Annotated in this window: 19 protein-coding genes; 8 read left to right on the forward strand and 11 right to left on the reverse strand. The window is 66.9% G+C overall.

Features of this window, described 5'->3' with window-relative positions; translation table 11 throughout:
• The first annotated feature begins 37 nt into the window (after window positions 1-37).
• Window positions 38-730, forward strand: coding sequence for a hypothetical protein (locus tag AADH62_RS12910; RefSeq protein ID WP_341579826.1), 693 nt, complete (start codon window positions 38-40; stop codon window positions 728-730).
• Between the two features lie 19 nt (window positions 731-749).
• Window positions 750-1202: a helix-turn-helix transcriptional regulator gene (locus tag AADH62_RS12915; protein WP_341579827.1), complete on the forward strand. Its 453-nt coding sequence runs from the start codon at window positions 750-752 to the stop codon at window positions 1200-1202.
• A gap of 40 nt (window positions 1203-1242) precedes the next feature.
• Here AADH62_RS12915 and AADH62_RS12920 read toward each other — a convergent pair whose 3' ends face one another.
• From AADH62_RS12920 to AADH62_RS12940, 5 genes are read right to left on the reverse strand one after another with little or no spacing between them, the layout of a single operon-like run.
• Window positions 1243-2037 carry a hypothetical protein gene (locus AADH62_RS12920; protein ID WP_341579828.1) on the reverse strand — a complete coding sequence of 265 codons (795 nt, stop codon included), beginning with the start codon at window positions 2035-2037 and terminating at the stop codon, window positions 1243-1245.
• 50 nt (window positions 2038-2087) lie between these two features.
• Complete coding sequence (locus tag AADH62_RS12925) at window positions 2088-2822, reverse strand: aminoglycoside 3'-phosphotransferase (RefSeq protein WP_341579829.1); 735 nt, start codon at window positions 2820-2822, stop codon at window positions 2088-2090.
• 35 nt (window positions 2823-2857) lie between these two features.
• Window positions 2858-3340, reverse strand: coding sequence for an SRPBCC family protein (locus AADH62_RS12930; protein ID WP_341579830.1), 483 nt, complete (start codon window positions 3338-3340; stop codon window positions 2858-2860).
• Window positions 3333-3695: a metalloregulator ArsR/SmtB family transcription factor gene (locus AADH62_RS12935; RefSeq protein WP_341579831.1), complete on the reverse strand. Its 363-nt coding sequence runs from the start codon at window positions 3693-3695 to the stop codon at window positions 3333-3335. The genes AADH62_RS12930 and AADH62_RS12935 overlap by 8 nt, the downstream gene beginning before the upstream one ends.
• 50 nt (window positions 3696-3745) lie before the next feature.
• Window positions 3746-4684 (reverse strand): hypothetical protein, encoded by a 939-nt coding sequence (locus tag AADH62_RS12940; RefSeq protein ID WP_341579832.1) that lies wholly within the window; start codon window positions 4682-4684, stop codon window positions 3746-3748.
• Between the two features lie 182 nt (window positions 4685-4866).
• Between AADH62_RS12940 and AADH62_RS12945 the strand changes: the two genes are divergently transcribed.
• Entirely contained in the window at window positions 4867-5334 is a 468-nt protein-coding gene (locus AADH62_RS12945) for a hypothetical protein (protein WP_341579833.1), read from the forward strand.
• Window positions 5331-5864 carry a hypothetical protein gene (locus AADH62_RS12950; protein ID WP_341579834.1) on the forward strand — a complete coding sequence of 178 codons (534 nt, stop codon included), beginning with the start codon at window positions 5331-5333 and terminating at the stop codon, window positions 5862-5864. Before AADH62_RS12945 ends, AADH62_RS12950 begins: the two co-directional genes overlap by 4 nt.
• 101 nt (window positions 5865-5965) lie before the next feature.
• Here AADH62_RS12950 and AADH62_RS12955 read toward each other — a convergent pair whose 3' ends face one another.
• On the reverse strand, window positions 5966-8635 hold the full coding sequence (locus AADH62_RS12955; protein ID WP_341579835.1) for a LuxR family transcriptional regulator: 2670 nt from the start codon (window positions 8633-8635) through the stop codon (window positions 5966-5968).
• Between the two features lie 285 nt (window positions 8636-8920).
• On the opposite strand from AADH62_RS12955, the gene AADH62_RS12960 reads away from it, so the two are divergent.
• Window positions 8921-9805 (forward strand): hypothetical protein, encoded by an 885-nt coding sequence (locus AADH62_RS12960; protein ID WP_341579836.1) that lies wholly within the window; start codon window positions 8921-8923, stop codon window positions 9803-9805.
• Here AADH62_RS12960 and AADH62_RS12965 read toward each other — a convergent pair.
• The gene (locus AADH62_RS12965) at window positions 9793-10137 is read right to left on the reverse strand and encodes a hypothetical protein (protein ID WP_341579837.1); all 345 of its coding nucleotides are present in this window, start codon (window positions 10135-10137) and stop codon (window positions 9793-9795) included. The two genes, AADH62_RS12960 and AADH62_RS12965, sit on opposite strands and share 13 nt — an antisense overlap.
• 58 nt (window positions 10138-10195) lie before the next feature.
• Between AADH62_RS12965 and AADH62_RS12970 the strand changes: the two genes are divergently transcribed.
• Window positions 10196-11350 (forward strand): SLC13 family permease, encoded by a 1155-nt coding sequence (locus AADH62_RS12970; protein WP_341579838.1) that lies wholly within the window; start codon window positions 10196-10198, stop codon window positions 11348-11350.
• A gap of 14 nt (window positions 11351-11364) precedes the next feature.
• Here AADH62_RS12970 and AADH62_RS12975 read toward each other — a convergent pair whose 3' ends face one another.
• The 3 genes from AADH62_RS12975 to AADH62_RS12985 all read right to left on the reverse strand — a co-directional run bounded on the left by AADH62_RS12975 (window position 11365) and on the right by AADH62_RS12985 (window position 13369).
• Window positions 11365-11766 (reverse strand): MmcQ/YjbR family DNA-binding protein, encoded by a 402-nt coding sequence (locus AADH62_RS12975; RefSeq protein ID WP_341579839.1) that lies wholly within the window; start codon window positions 11764-11766, stop codon window positions 11365-11367.
• A 44-nt stretch (window positions 11767-11810) separates the two neighbouring features.
• The gene (locus AADH62_RS12980; protein WP_341579840.1) at window positions 11811-12557 is read right to left on the reverse strand and encodes a CoA pyrophosphatase; all 747 of its coding nucleotides are present in this window, start codon (window positions 12555-12557) and stop codon (window positions 11811-11813) included.
• A 68-nt stretch (window positions 12558-12625) separates the two neighbouring features.
• A complete protein-coding gene (locus tag AADH62_RS12985; RefSeq protein ID WP_341579841.1) occupies window positions 12626-13369 on the reverse strand; it encodes a TetR/AcrR family transcriptional regulator in 744 nt (247 codons plus the stop codon).
• A 129-nt stretch (window positions 13370-13498) separates the two neighbouring features.
• Between AADH62_RS12985 and AADH62_RS12990 the strand changes: the two genes are divergently transcribed.
• Entirely contained in the window at window positions 13499-14176 is a 678-nt protein-coding gene (locus tag AADH62_RS12990) for a DUF4386 domain-containing protein (RefSeq protein ID WP_341579842.1), read from the forward strand.
• Here AADH62_RS12990 and AADH62_RS12995 read toward each other — a convergent pair.
• Window positions 14173-14547: a helix-turn-helix domain-containing protein gene (locus AADH62_RS12995; RefSeq protein WP_341579843.1), complete on the reverse strand. Its 375-nt coding sequence runs from the start codon at window positions 14545-14547 to the stop codon at window positions 14173-14175. The genes AADH62_RS12990 and AADH62_RS12995 overlap by 4 nt on opposite strands.
• 108 nt (window positions 14548-14655) lie before the next feature.
• Between AADH62_RS12995 and AADH62_RS13000 the strand changes: the two genes are divergently transcribed.
• Window positions 14656-15531: an SDR family oxidoreductase gene (locus AADH62_RS13000; protein ID WP_341579844.1), complete on the forward strand. Its 876-nt coding sequence runs from the start codon at window positions 14656-14658 to the stop codon at window positions 15529-15531.
• Window positions 15532-15564: the final 33 nt, after the last annotated feature.

Consider the following 15564-nt stretch of genomic DNA (forward strand, 5'->3'; position numbering starts at 1 on the left):
TCTCGAAATTGTTATCAGATCTGATATGATTGCTCCCATGGATGATGCGACGTCACGGCTTCCCGAGGGCCTGAGCGAGGTGCTCGAGTCGGCTGCGCGGCTGCAGGCGCGCGTGCCGGATGCCGTTCTCGTCGGCGGAGCCGCCGCCGCTCTCTATGCACGCCACCGCATGTCGACCGACCACGATCACATCATCGAAGATCTCCAGAACCGATACGAACAGATCCTCGATGCCCTGGAGCGGGAAGGCGACTGGGTCTTCAACAGAGGTGTCCCGGGCAAGATCATCCTCGGCGAACTCGGCGGCATCGAAGCAGGCGTCCGTCAAATGATCCGCACCCGGCCGCTCGAGGTGCAATCGGTCACCGTGCCGACCGGCTCCACCATCACCGTTCCGACCCTCGACGAGATCGCGCGAATCAAGGGCTTCCTGATCGTCAAGCGCAACCAGATGCGTGACTACCTCGACGTTGCCGCGCTGTCGTATCGCTTCGGACCCGAGCGAATCGGCGCGGTGCTCTCTCGGATCGACGACTACTACACCGACCCGACGCACCCGGAAGACCGGCCTGTGCAGTCCCAACTCGCCAGGCAGCTGATCGACCCCTCACCGAAAGACCACACCCGCATCCGGGATCTGGCCACCTACAAGCAGCTCGAGCGGCGCTGGCACGACTGGGAGAACGTCGTCGCCGACTGCCGAGCGCTGGCCCCCTACGTCGCCGCATGAATACCGAGAGGAGCTGAGGATGCCGCTTCGATTCCGCAACATCGACGTCACCCCCGACGCCCCCGTGCGCGAGTGGGGGTTCGAAGGCATGCTTGCCGCGCTCGATCGGGGCTACGCGCCTCACTGGTCTCGGCTCGCATCAGCCGTGGCATCCGAACCGGGTCTGCGCGAGGTGTTCGAGGAGTCGGCTGAGGCCGCGGAGTCTCGTCAGACCGTGGCGCTCGTGCGCGAGATGATTTCCCACCGGCAACGGACGACATCCGAGATCGCCCAAGAACGGCTCCGGTCGGCGCAGCGAGCCAGCGGGCTCACGCAGCGAGAGCTCGCCTCTACCCTCGGAACGTCCGCGAGCCGGCTGAGCACATATCTGAGCGGGCGCGTCACGCCCGCCATGGATGTGCTGGTCGCGGCCGAGGAACTCGCCGACCGAGAAGTCGCGCTTCGCAACGCGCGCGAACTGATTCTGCGGTAGGTGCTGCACGAGTCGTCCATCACGAGACGGATCCACGGCGCTACGGCGCGTCGAAGCTCCACCCGTGCACGCGATGGATCATCGCCGCCTTCGGATAGGTGCCGCCGGGTCGGCCGATCTCGAACAGGTCGATCATCAGGAACAGCGGATAGTCGGGAGCCTGCGCGATCCGCCGCACGACGCGGCCCTCGCACCCGATCACGGTCCCGCCGCTCCCCCACATCACCGTCCAGGTGTGAGGAGAGCTCGCATCGAACGGCACCGTCACCTCAGCCATATCGGTGCGCATCCGCGGATCATGATGCGCCTTCACGCCAGACCGCGCGACCGTGCTCTCACGCACGGCATCCGCATCGATCTCGAAGATGCAGATCTCTCCCGAATCCGTCGGCGACCGATGCTCGGTGCCCACGAGCCACGCCGCGAGCATGCATCCGTCGTCACGCGTGGCCGACACCGTCAGGTCGATGCGTCCGCCCGCGGGAGCGAACAGCAGCCGCAGCGGCGCCTCGGTGCGCACGCGCACGTCGTCGCGGTGGCGGTGGGTTCCGGATGCCGACCCGAGCGGCCCCGAGAACGTGCCCGTCTGCAGGTTCGACACCCGCAGCGGGGCATCCTCGGGCCGCCAGTCGAGCTGATCGTGCTCGATCCGCAGCTCGACGCCCTCGGGCGTGATGCGGTAGCGGGCCTCCGAGCGATCGGGAGTCGTCCAGTGCGGCAGGTAGTGCGGCACCCACCGTTCGGCCGAGAGCGCACCATCGAACCGGTCGTCGAAGTCGGGGGCGCGATCCGGCCGCGGAGGCAACCGTTCGACGGCGGATGGATCGGAGGTCACGTCCCCAGCATCGCGCCGACATCCGACATGACGCGCGCGATGAGTCGGGCTCAGGTCGCGTTCCACAGAGCTTGGTAGTACTGCATCCGTTCCGGATCCGGGTCGATGCCATACGCGGTAACGAGCGCGTCCTCCCACCCGGGGCCATAGTTCCACTGGGTGCTGAGCGCCGCCGAAGCGAGGTCTCCCCACCGATCACCAACGCCGAGCGAGCCGAGGTCGACGTGGCCCGACCAGGTGCCGGCATCCGAGATGAGCGTGTTCGGCGCGCACGCGTCACCGTGACACACGACGATCCGGTCCACCGGCGGCGGCTCGTGCAGCGCTGCGGGAACACGGATGCCGCGCGCCGCCGCGTTCGCCAGGCGCGTGGGAACATCCCACCGAAACGGGCACTGCGCGACCGGCAAGGCATCGTGCAGTGCCCGCAGCCCCTCGCCGATCGCCCGAACCGCCGACGCGGGATCGGAGCGCCACCGCGGCGATACCGCGCTCTCGCCCGCCAACCCCTCGGTCACCAGCCACGCGTGCGTCGCGTCGCCCCCGTACTCGACGACCCGCGGCACCGGCGTGAACGGCGCAGCCCACCGCAAGCGTTCAGCCTCAGCGTCAGCTGACCACTCGGGGTTGTGCGGCTCGTACTTGATGAAACGGATGCCGTCAGCATCCGTCGCCCGGAACGTCAGGCCGCCGAGGTCGTTGATCCAGGCCGGGGTCAAGACCGCTCCGCGGGCCAGCTCCCGCACCCGCGACGGGATCGAGATGTGGGGCGCGGGAATGCTCACACGACCACGGTACGGGTGGACCGACCGCGGAGGAGTCAGCCCTCGACGTAGGTCGCCAGGTTCCCGAGGGTCTGCGCCCCGCCTTCGATCGCGTGATACTCCTCGACTGCGGTGTCGCGCAGCTGCTTCGTGGGGAACACGGTCGACAGCGTGACCCGAGTCTGCGCTCCCACCTCGTCGAAGGTGAACACCGAGTCGAACGCATTCGGATCGCCCGCATACTCCCCGTGCAGCAGCACAATGCGCTCAGGTGCAACGATCTCACGCCACCGGATCCACTCCGCATAGTCAGTGCCATCGGGTCCGTGCATCGTGAAGATCCACTCCCCGCCCTCGCGGAACTCGAACTCCCGCGTCGATGTCGTGAAGCCGTCGGGCCCCCACCACGCCGAGAGATGATCGACGCTCGTGAACGCCTCGAATACGACCTCGCGAGAAGCGCTGACGAGCCGTTCGACCACGACGGTTCGGGCTGCCTCGGGCTCGGCCCCCGCGGCGGGCGTGTGCTGGTCAGTCATCCGTGTCTCCTCTGTCTGTCGTTGACGGATACTGTGCCAGCCGCTGCACGTAGGCATCCAGTCGGTCGAAGCTGCCGTTCCAGAACTGCTCGAAGCCGCCCGTCCACTCGTGAACGGGCCGCAAACCTTCGGCATCCAGGCCGTACAACCGCTGCTTGCCGGCACCACGAACCTGGACGAGTCCCACCTCTCGAAGCACGCGCAGGTGCTTGGAAGTCTGGGGCTGCGTCATCTCGAGATCCTCGGCCAACTCGGCTACCGCTCGCTCTCCGTCACGCAGCAGCATCAGTATGTCGCGCCGCCGCGGTTCGGCAATCGCGTTGAACGCGTCGGAGGTGGTTGCGGCTCGGGCCATATCGCAATCATATGCCTATATAGGCAATTTAAGCGAGGCCGAACGAGACCTCAGCCATCCGTCCGCTCGTCCGGGACGATGACCACCATCGCGATCTCGCTCTCGGACCACCCGCGCGACTCGAGTTCTGCAGACAGCGCCTGGCTAAAGACCTGGTGCGACCGCCTTCTGGCAAGCACCGTAGCCTCGGGCGCACCGTCAGCGCTGATCACCTCGCATGCCTCGCGAAGATCGGCCCGCAGTCGAGACACCGTGGAGCTGCCGAACGCGGCGCGCAGATCATCGACCGCGGGCAGACCCACCGACCAGCCGTCCACGCTGTATCCGGACTCGGGCCCGTTTGGCGACATCCGCCCGCTCATGCCTCGCGCCACTGCCATCCGTACGACCGCCACGCCTGTCGCGGCGACCGCCAGAATGCCGACCACGGTCGTCGGGTAGATCGAGAACGCCGCCTGGTAGAGCGGCGAATCCATCCCCAGCGTGAGAGCGACGGCGATGCGTCCGGCTGAGAACGTGGCGTACCCCACGTTCACCAGCAGAAGCGTCAGCGCGCCGGTCTCACCGACGATCGGTGCGATGCGGGTCTCACGCGCCGTGAGTATGCATAGCAGCAGAAGTGCAGCGACCTTCACGAGCGCCGAGACGGGGAGCCCGATGAGCGCGGTCGTCGCCGCCACTGCCAACGCGGCGCCGGACACCACGATCGTGGCGCTGCGCAGTCGCCCCGACAGCGCTCGAAGGGCCAGCAGAATCCCGCCGGGACCGAGCACCATGAACGTGTCACCGACCACGAGCGCGAGAACGGTGCCCGTCGTTTCATAGATCGCGTACATCAACGTCGAGCCCACGGCGGCGATACCCGCAATGATGCTGAACCGAACGAACAGCTGCCCGCGTCCGGGCAAACCGATGCTGGGAAGAGTGGCGGCGATGATGACTCCCGCGACCGCGATGCAGATCACGAGCAGGCCGCCGATCCACGCCATGCCAGCCCGCCCCCTTCCTGGTTTCGTCAGAAATACCCAAGCCCGCCCGAGCTCATCATAGGGAACTGTCGGATGACGGCGGCAGACAGGATGCGGCAGCGATAGGTAGTTCTTACTCATTGCCGCCGTCGAGGGTGGACGGGAACATGTGAGCGTCCCTGTCCCCTTCTCTGGAGACCCACATGCATCGACCTCGCGCAACCCTTCTCATTCCGACCCTCGCAGTGGGTGCCGTGCTCTTTCTCAGCGGCTGCATGCCCTCCGTCAGCGACATCGTCGAAGACGCCACCGGCATCTCCGTCGACGAGAACGGTGCAACCATCGAAACCGACGAAGGAACCATCGAGGTGGGCACGACGACCGAGGTGCCTGCGGACTTCCCCGCCGAACTGCCCCAACCCAACGGCCAGCTCGTGAGCGTCGTCACCGCGCCCGGGTCGTGGAATCTCACCTACGAAGGTGTCGAGGGCGATGACGTAGACCGGCTCGTCGACACCTTCATCGGGTCCGGATACGAACTCATCACCGATGGCACGGCGGGCGATGGGCGCGCCGTGTCGCTGCAGAGCGGCTCGTGGGTCGTCGCGCTGATCTGGGACGGCGCTGAAGGCGGAAGCAAGCCGTTGATCTACGGAGTCTCAGAGCGATGACGCGGCGCATCCGTCTGTCGGCCCGCCTTGTGTCGATCGCGCTCATCCCCGGATTCCTCCTCGTCGGGTGCGCGTCGGCGGAACCGAATGCAACGCCCACCCCGACCGACACGATGCTCGAGATGGCCGAAGTCGATGTGCCGGATGCCACGACCGAGCCAGCCGCGATCGGCGGCGGCGCGACCGAGGGCGAGGCCATCCCGGTTCCCGAAGGCATGCCCGACGTGACCCTGTACGGGTGTGAAGAGCAACTCGACTACGCGGTCAACGAGACAGAGTTCGACACCCAGTGGGTATGGGAATTCGAGTGCCGCACACCCGACCCGTTCTGGCGCACCGTCGATGGACTCTCAGCGAATCCGGCGTGGACCAACACCAGCGACCAACGCAGCGGGAACGACGACTTCCTCACCGAGGCGCTGCACTACATCGCCGACATCGGCGGCGTAGCGGGAGACGTCGACCTCAAGGCGTTCGGCGACGCGGCAGAACTCGAGGTGACCTACACGGTCACGCTCGCCAAGCCGTAGCGACCCGGACAGTCGGGGCGGGGACGCAGGCAGCCATCGGGAAGCTCCTGCAAGCCATGGGGAGTACCCCGCCCCGACTTACTCGACGTGTGGGAAGACGACTAATCGGCGGTCCGATCCAAGAGGCCGGTCTCATGAAGCGCGTCACGCAACTCGTCGCGTGATGAGACCCCGAGCTTCCGGTACACCGACTGCAACTGGTTCTCGATCGTCCGCGACGAGACACCGAAGCGCTCGGCGATCTCGCGGCTGCGGGCACGACTCGCGGCGGCTATCGCCACCTCCCGCTCTCGCTGCGAGATCAGGGGGGCATCGCGGCGCTGCAACAGCGGCGCATCCACGCCGTCAGCGGCCATCATCGCGACCCGCTCGAGACGATGGCGTGTCTCGGCATCTGTCCGCATTCGACGGGCAAGCTCAACAGCATCCAGCGCCGTGGGCGCCATCCCGCCGGCGACGAGCGCCGAGGCCGCTGTGGGCATGCTGGTGGGGATTCGATCACGCAGCGCGACGGCGACATCGCGCAGCGCCGTATATAGGCGCATCTCGGCAGGCACCTGTTCGCAGATCGCCTCGAGCATCCCTGCAGCTCGGTCGGCATTCCCAATACGGATGCAGACACCGAGCGAGATTGCCGCGACGAGTTGGAAACCCACTCCCATTGCTTGCTCGGCTGCTGCCTCAATCAACGCCGCCGCGCGAGCCGAGTCGCCAGCGGCGTAGGCAAGCCAGGCTTCGCACTCCGCAGCCATCAGCAACGCCTTCGGCTCCGACCGCTGGGCAGGATCGATCGCGTCGAGGAGACTTCGCGCGCCGACGAGATCCCCGGACTTTGCCGTCAGGTCGGCGCGGATGGCAAGAGCAAGCGGCATGATCGCGAACGGGTCGCGCCAGCGAAGCTGATCGACCGCCAGGGCTGAGAGTCGGCGCGCCTCAGCCAGACGACCGTTATAGCTGCGGTGTTCGGCTACCGTGCTCGTCCAGATGCCAGCGCCCTCGCCGGTGGTCGCGCGGCGTTGCTCGGCGAACTCGACAGCACGCTCATGCTCGCCGCGTGAGAGCAAGTCGAAGTAGGTTTCGAATCCGATCATCGCCGCGGCGAACGGATCGAGCACCCCGAACCTCGCCTGTACGTCGGACAACAGGGAGGCTGCCTCCACGGCGGCGGCGGTGCGGCCGTTCATGGACTCGGTCATGATCGACGCGACCGCGCCGCGTACCCGCATTTCTGGTGATTCATCGCCGTCGGACTCGCCAGTGCGCTCATGCATCTGCCCGACAAGCCCCCGCCAGAGGCGCAACTCGGGATCGAGGGTTGCCGCCACGGTCGGAGGAGCAGACGCCTGCAGCTTCTCAGCAGCCCGGATGGCGGCGGCGACGTCGAACCGGCGGAATGCGAGATGTTCGCCGCGCCGACTGACCAGAAGTGCGCGATCGCCCCACGTCACCTCATGGGCAGAGGTATCCGCGGCCTGTTCCGCATCACCCGTCGATGAACCGGCCCGCATCGAGCCCGTCTCGGTGAGAGCAAGCGCCGCTTCGAACGCAGCGTCTGCGACATCCAGCTCGCCCAGGCTCGATTTCGCGCACGCAAGAACGAGATACGCCCGGAAGCGTTGAGCTGGGGCGAATGCCGCGCCAGCAGCCCGCTGCGCGAGCGCAGCGGCGTGCTCGAAGCGAGCCGACCGGAACGCATGATCCGCCGCCCAGACAAGATCGGCGGCATCGACGGCGCCCGCGCCTTCGGACTGCAACACGATGGCCTTGAAGCGGCTCGCCGGATCCCTCAGCGATCGGAGGTGAGCTACCGCGTGCGAGCGCGTGCCGGCCGCGTCACTGCCGAGCGCGTTGAGACCTTCCGAGAGCAAAGGGTGAGCGACGCGCACGGCCCGCGTTCCCGCGTCATTGATCAGAAGTCCGCGCGCCGCAAGCGCTTCGAATACCCGGCGCGGCCAGGGAGAGGACGCATCCAGGGTGTCGAGATCGAGCGGCTGCGTGAGAGAGGCGAATCTCAGTGCGGCGCGATCGTCCGCGTCGAGAGCGGCGATCACAGCATCGACGGTCTGCAGCAGACCGGGCGGCGTTGGGCCGTCGTCAATCTCGACAACACCGTCCGTCACCCGCACCGCGCCCTCACGGTCAGCAGTCTCCACGAGCATCCGCACGTAGAGCGGGTTGCCTTGCGTTCGTCCCGCCAGCCGGGAGGCATCGGCACGACGACCGTTCGCGCCGAACCGGTAGAGCAGGAGTTCTTGAATGTCGTCGACTGCCAGCCCCGTGACCCGGCGTTCCTCGGCGAAGCCCTCGAGAAGCAACTTGGCCAGGGGTGCCGGAAGGGTCTCGCCCAGGCGTGCCGTTGCGATCATCGGCACTCCGAATCCGCGGACGAGCTGGTACACGACGGCAGCTGAAACGTCATCGAGCCGCGGCGCATCGTCGACGACGAGCACGAACTGCCCGGAGCTTCGTCCGATGCGCGAGATGAGCGCAGGCACGGCACCGGATGGCTCGAGGGGCAGCCCGAGGGCTGTGAGAGTCGGCGAGAAGGCGGCGAGCGGGACCGCCGCAAGCTCAGAGAGGGCGATGATCGACACGGCGGTTCGCTCGGGCATTCGCTCTGCCACGAGACTCGCGAGCGCGGTCTTGCCGATGCCCGGGGGGCCCGTCAGGATCTGAGCGCGCACAGGTAGCTGCCCGAGCAGCGCCGCCAGGCTGTCGGCATCCGTGTCTCGGCCCACGACTGGCCAGACACCCGGCGGCGCACTGCTCATGGGAACCCATAGTGGCATCGGCGCGACGATGCGCGCGCTACGTCGTGCCGCTAATGTGATGCCGTGCGAAAGCTGATGGCGGCTGTTTTCCCCAACCGACCCGAACGTCATCTTGCCGACCCTCCCCGATGCCTGCACTCTGCAGGTGACACTGTCGGGGATGACGGCACCCCAACTGCAGTCCGCCGGTCTCAGTGCCGACACTGACGTCGTCACTGTTGGGATCGGCGGCAACGATCTTGGCTTCTCATCGATCGCCACTGCCTGCATGCGCCTTTCCGTCGATTGCGACCCGCTTACCTCGCCGACAAGGTCGGCGCGTTCGACAACTGCAAGGACTACTTCGATGACGAGGCGACGTATCCGACGGCATACCTCTCCGGTCGCATTGCCGACTCGGTGGCCCCGCGCCTTGCAACGACATTCGCTGAGATCCGCGCCGCCGCACCCAATGCCCAGGTCTTCGTCGTCGGCTACCCGCAGGTCGCTCCCAACAACGCGACTGACGCCTACGTCACCGACCCGTTGACCCCAAACTCCGTGCCCTACAACGGCGTGGAGCTGCAGTTCCTGCACGACATCGAGCAGCAGCTCGACGACGCGATCGAGTCGGCCGCGACGGACGCGAACTTCACCTTCATTCCCACGTGGGACCAGACCGCGGGCAACACTCTGTGCACCCCCGACCCGTGGATCAACGGCATCACGCTCTACCTCAACAGCGAATCGACGTGCGACCCGGGCTACCTGCCCGCCGACGGCAACACCGACATCTGCGTCGAGATCGGCGCCCTGCACCCCGACGAAGGCGGCGTGCTCGAGGTCGCCAACATCGTGCAGGAGTCGATCTCGGACTGGGCCGCGACCCGCGGAATAACCGCAAGCGCCAGCGATGTCACACAAGGCGGGCAGGTCGTTCTCTCGGGCGGCGGCTTCGGGCCGAACGAGACAGTTCAGATCGAGCTGCACTCAACCCCGGTCGTTCTCGCATCGATCCCCGCAAGCGCGACGGGCACTTTCTCTACGACGGTGACGATCCCGGCGGGCACAGCCCCCGGCGCTCACACTCTTGTGGCCCGAGGCCTCTCCGTCGCAGCCACGTCACAAGCACGCGGCGCTGACCTCGGCATCCCGTCCCGCCCGCGTGGACGCCGCCGTCAGCGGCGCTGACGCGCGAGCACAATCGCGATCGCCGCGCAGAGCGCCGTGCTAGTCGCCACCAGCACCGCCCCGAGCGGTCCGATGCCCTCGCGCCCGATGAACACGAGATTGAGTGCCAGGCTGATCGCACCCGCCAGCGCCGGCACCCACGCGCGCCGCGCGGAGGGCACGAAAAGCAGGGCGAGCGCGGCAGCCAGGACGACGAGGTTTCCCGATATCCGCAGCGACTCGACCTGATCGATCGCGACATGCAAGACGATGTCGAAGACGGTCATCGCGGCGAGAATCGCGGAAAGCACCAGCTTAGCGCGGGATCGGGTTTGCACATCTGAGTTTCTCATCGTCGGTCTCCTCTCCACCGCCGAGAGGTCCGCCCGCCTCCGAGAGAAGCAGGAGAGGATGGATGCCGTGAAACTGGCGATCGTTGGCCTCGTGCTGCTCCTGGCCGCCGCAACCGCGATCGCGACAGGCCTTGCCCGCCCCGATGACGCGATGGTCGTCGCGGAACGGGTATGGCCCATCCTCCTGTTCGTCGTCGCGGTGACGATCGTTGCCGAGCTCGCAGCGGCAGCCGGAGTCTTCGACGCCGCCGCACACCGGCTCTCGCGCCTCGGCAAGGGACGAACCGCCGCGCTGTGGGCGATGGTCGTCATCCTCGCCGTCGCGGCCACGGCGTTCCTGTCCCTCGACACCACCGCGGTGCTTCTCACTCCGGTGATCGTCGCTGTCGTGCGGGCTCGGCGCCTCGACCCGCTCCCGTTCGTGTTCGCAACCGTCTGGCTCGCGAACACGGCCTCACTCGTGCTGCCGGTCTCGAACCTCACCAACCTGCTCGCTGCCGACCTGCTGCACCTGGGTCCGTGGGAATTCATCGCCCTCCTCGGCCCGTCGGCGGGGATCGCTATCGTGGCGACGGTCGGCGTGCTGGTGCTGTTCTTCCATCGACGCCTCCGCGGAACATATCCGTCGGTAGCAGCCCCCGAGACGGCCGATCCGGTCCTGCTTCGCATCGCAGCGATCGTCGTCGTGGTGCTGTTGCCGCTTCTCGTCTCGGGAATCCCTCCCTGGATCCCCGCCTGCGCGGCGGCGCTTGTTCTGCTCGGCGTCTTCGCCTGGCGGCATCCGCGGGCTCTGAAGTGGCGCCTCGTCCCCTTTTCGCTCGTGATCTTCGCGGCGGGGCTCTTTTTCGCGGTCGGCATTCTCGAGACGCTCGGTTCGGGCGCCCTGATCGGCTCGATCGCGGGCTCGGGCACGGACCTGCTGTCGCTGTGGCGCCTCACCGGAACGGGCCTCGTCTCGGCCAACCTCATCAACAATCTGCCGGCCTATCTGCTCGTCGAACCGGTAGCTGGATCTCCCGAGCGTCTCGCGGCTCTGCTGATCGGCGTGAACGCGGGTTCACTCATCACGCCGTGGGCGTCACTCGCGACCCTGCTGTGGCATCAGCGGCTGCGCGCCGATGGCGTCGAGGTCAGCTGGACCCGATTCGTGCTCATGGGCCTGCTCGCCGCGCCGGTTGTCTCGCTGGCAGCTGTCATCCCTCTCGCGCGCTGACCCGTCTGACAGCGTCAGTCGTCGTCGCTGGCATCCAAGCGACGGATGAGCGTGACGGGAGCCGTAACCCGATACGAGGCATTGATGAGCTCAGCGACCTCGAGCCAGTCGACGTCGACGTCTACGTCAAGCCCCAGCCATCCCGACGGGCCCAGGTATGCCGGAACCCAGAACCGTGGATCCTGCCGGAGCGCCGGCTCATCCACCGGGTCCGGCTTGATGAGAACCGCGGTGTCGTGCCCAACCCACTCCCCGTCGACGCGCTGCGATCCGCCGAAGATACAGAACGTGCGCTTGGTGAAGAAGTGCGGCCGCCCGTGCGACACCTTCTCGTCGGCGCCGGGAAAGCCGAGCGCAATCGCCCGAACGCACGCGAGGTAGGGGTCTTCCTCGTCGAACATGATCGGATGCGCCACGTCGACATCCTCACAGGCAGGGACGGCCGCCGCATCCGTCTCGTCTACGGCAGGAGGTTCGGGATCGCGAGCTCACGCATCTGGTCCCATGGTTCTGTCCATCCCAGACGATCGAACAGTCCGTCCAGGAGCATTGCGGTGAAACCCCAGACCAAGTGCTCGCCCGTCGCGGTTCGCACCTGGAACGCCGGGGCGCGGTGAGTGCGCGGACCTCGGTCGATGACGGTGCAGCCGCGATTCGCGGGGTCGAGCAGGTCGGCGACGGGCGCCCGGAAGACTGCCGCCGACTCGCCAACATCGACAGCTCGCACGGGCGACGGCTCACGCCACCACGCGAGGACCGGCGTGACGCGATGCGACGAGTACGGCAGCGGAACCTCAGCGAGGGTGCCCAGAACATCAACGCCGTCGGGGTTCACACCGGTCTCTTCCTGAGCCTCGCGCAGGGCGGCGGCGACGGGACCGGAATCATCGGGCTCGAGCCTGCCCCCGGGAAAGGCGACCTGTCCCGCGTGCGAACGCAGCGTCGTCGCCCGGGCCAGCAGAAGCACGTCGAGGTCGCGGGATACAGCTGCAGCACTCGCGCGGTGAGCGCTCGGCGCGTCATCCAGCACACCGAACAGGATGAGGACCGCAGCCCGCCTCGCGTCGGGGTCGTCCGGGAACCCGAGGAGCGCCGCCAGACTGTCGCGGGGGCCGACCGTCGGATCTGACGAGACCAGATCGAGCAGCTGCCGACGGGCGCGGTGATGGTCAGCGGATGCCGCCGCTTCACCGGAATCGCCTGTCATCTGTCCAGGCTACGACGGGCAGACCCGAGGAACACCCGACAGATCGAGGCGGTCACCGACCGGCGTACTCAAGAATGCGCGCTAGTCGAGCTCCACCCGGAGAGCCGACGCTGCTCGAAGGCATCGATCAGGATGTCGAGGGCGAAGCCGAACTCGGCATCCGCATCACACTGCCCTGCCGCGCCCGGTGCTGTCATCGCCATACGCACGATGTTGGGAAAGGATGCCGCGAACGACGCCAACGCGGCATCCTCGGAGACGAGTTCGCCTCCCGATTCCGCCGCAGCCTCGGATGCCGAGGGCGTCGGAAGCACGTCTTGTGTGAACCCCCACATGCGGGTGCTGAGCGTGTGCATGGCGTGATGGACGAGATCCGCCGACAAGCCGCCGCGGAACATGATCCCCATGAGGCGGTCCATGTAGGCGAGCACGACCGGCGTTGCAAGGGTGCGTGTCTGAATCGCCTCGAACGACCAGGGGTGTGACATCATCGTCTCCCGCGCAGCAAGTATCTGCTCACGCAGCACGTCGCGCCAGTCAGCGCTCGAGGCGGGGCCGTACGCACCGGACAGCGCAGAAGACGGGTCAGGGTCTGCAAGCTCTGGTGCCATCTCGATGACGAGCCGATCGAACATGAGGTCGATCAGCTTCTCGCGATTGTCGACGTGTTTGTAGAGCGCCATCGGTGTCACCTCGAGCGCCTGTGCGAGGCGGCGCATTGTCATAGCCTCGAGCCCCACCTCGTCTGCCAGCTCGACGGCAGCCGCCGTCACGCTCTGCGTCGTGAGCGCGCCCCGGGAACTCCCCGCCATCACGATGAGCCCCGCTGTCGCGAAGACTCACTGCGGACTCGCGCGGAACTTGACATGTATACAAGGTACACCTACAGTCGTCGACAGCGCGGTATACCGCGTATACTAGCTCGCAGAAATGAGATCACAATGCCCCGAATCCGTGCCCTCGCCCTCTGGGCCGGCTCCCTCTACCTCGTGACCCATGTCACCTCGGTCGCCGCAGCATTCGCCTACGCCGAGGGCATTGCCGAGTCATCGGCGGGGCTGCTGCGCGCCGGGATCACCCTCGAGCTGATCCTCGCGATCGCGTGCGTCGCCAATGGCACCGTGCTGCTGGCCGCCCTGCGCCGTTCCGGACCGGCAGCGGCCTACACCTTCGCCGGCCTGCGCACGCTCGAAGGCGCGATCATCGCCGCCGGCATCCTCCCCATGCTCACGCTCGTCTTCGTCCTCTCCGGCTCCGTCCCGGGAGCCGACGTCGCAGTCGCACCCTCTCCCGACACGTCGGTCGTCGCGAGCCTGGTGGGGATGCACGCCGCATCGTTCCTGGTCGGACAGGGACTCGTCATCGGCGTGAACACCCTCGTGCTGTCGTGGCTGCTGTGGCGCTCACGCGCTGTCGTGCGCGGAATTCCGGTTCTCGGCGCCGTCGGCGCATCCCTCGTCTTGGTCTCCGACCTTGCACAGCTGTTCGGGATCATCGACCAGACGAACGTGCTCGCGGGCCTCGCGGCGGCACCGATCTTCGCCTTCGAGTTGTGGTTCGCCGGCTATCTGCTGTTCGTCGGATTCCGCCCGAGCGTGCAGCGCGCACAACTGGACTAGGAAGGCACTTCCCGGTCGACCATGTCGTCAGCGTGCTCGGCAACCCAGTCCATGAGCGGACCGAGGCGCAGCATCAGGTCGCACCCGAGCTCCGTGAGCGAGTACTCGACCCGCGGGGGAACCTCGGGGTACGAGGTGCGCTGCACCAGGCCATCGCCTTCGAGGGTCTTCAGTGTCGTCGCGAGCATCTTCTCGCTAATGCCGTCGATGCTTCGGCGCAGCTCCCCCCACCGCGCTGTGCCGTTACCCAGCGTCAGCAGCACGAGGACGCCCCACTTCGACATCACGTGGTCGAGCACGACCCGTGTGGGGCAGGCCGCCGAGAAAGCTCGCTCCCGAACGTCACGTATTTCCGCAAGACTTACTGACACGTGGGTACCTTACGAAAAGGTGGGTACCTTACGCAAGGAATGCTTGATTTCGAATCCAGGTTTCTGATCACGAGCGCCACAGCGGCGTCACGATCGAAAGGATTCACTATGGCCATTCTCGTTACGGGCGCCTCCGGACATCTCGGCGGCCACGTCGTCACCGCACTTCTCGAGCGCGGCGTTGCGGCATCCGACATCGTCGCCGGCGTGCGCACGCCCGACAAGGCAGCTCCTCTGGTCGACCTCGGCGTGCGCGTCGCGCCGCTGAACTATGCCGAACCCGCTACGATCGAGGCCGCCCTTGACGGAGTTGATCGCGTCCTGCTGATTTCGGGTTCCGAGGTTGGAACCCGGCTCGCGGGTCACCTCAACGTCATCGAAGCGGCGAAGAAGGCCGGCGTCGAGAAGTTCGTCTACACGAGTGCACCGAAGGTGACATCCGCGGACTACGCGCTCGGCGCCGAACACCGCGCGACGGAGGAGGCGATCGCTGCCGCGGGCCTTCCCGCCGTCATCCTGCGCAACAACTGGTACCACGAGAACTACACGCAGGACGTTCTCGGCGCTGCAGCCTCCGGTGTCATCGCCGCAGCAGCTGGCGAGGGGCGCGTTGCCAGCGCGAGCCGCCGCGACTACGCCGAGGCTGCTGCCGTCGCTCTCACCGAGGACGGGCACGTCGGTCGGGTCTATGAGCTCGCGGGCGACGTGGCTTGGACCTACGACGAGCTCGCCGCCGCGGCAAGCGAGGTTCTCGGCACGGATGTCGCGTACGTCTCACTCTCTGCCGCCGACAAGCAGGCTCAGCTTGAGCAGTTCGGCCTTCCCGCCGATGTCGCCCAGTTCGTTGCGGGAATCGACCTCGCGATTGCCGACGGAGTTCTCGCTGACACCGACGGAACGCTCGCGCGCCTCATCGGACGGCCGACGACGACGCTCGTCGAGGGCCTTCGCACGGCGGTCGCCGAGGCGCAGCCCGCCGCGTAAGGCCTCGCGGGTCCGGCATTCCCCTGCCGGACC

It is taken from the genome of Microbacterium schleiferi (assembly GCF_038150145.1).
Classification (GTDB): domain Bacteria; phylum Actinomycetota; class Actinomycetes; order Actinomycetales; family Microbacteriaceae; genus Microbacterium; species Microbacterium schleiferi_B.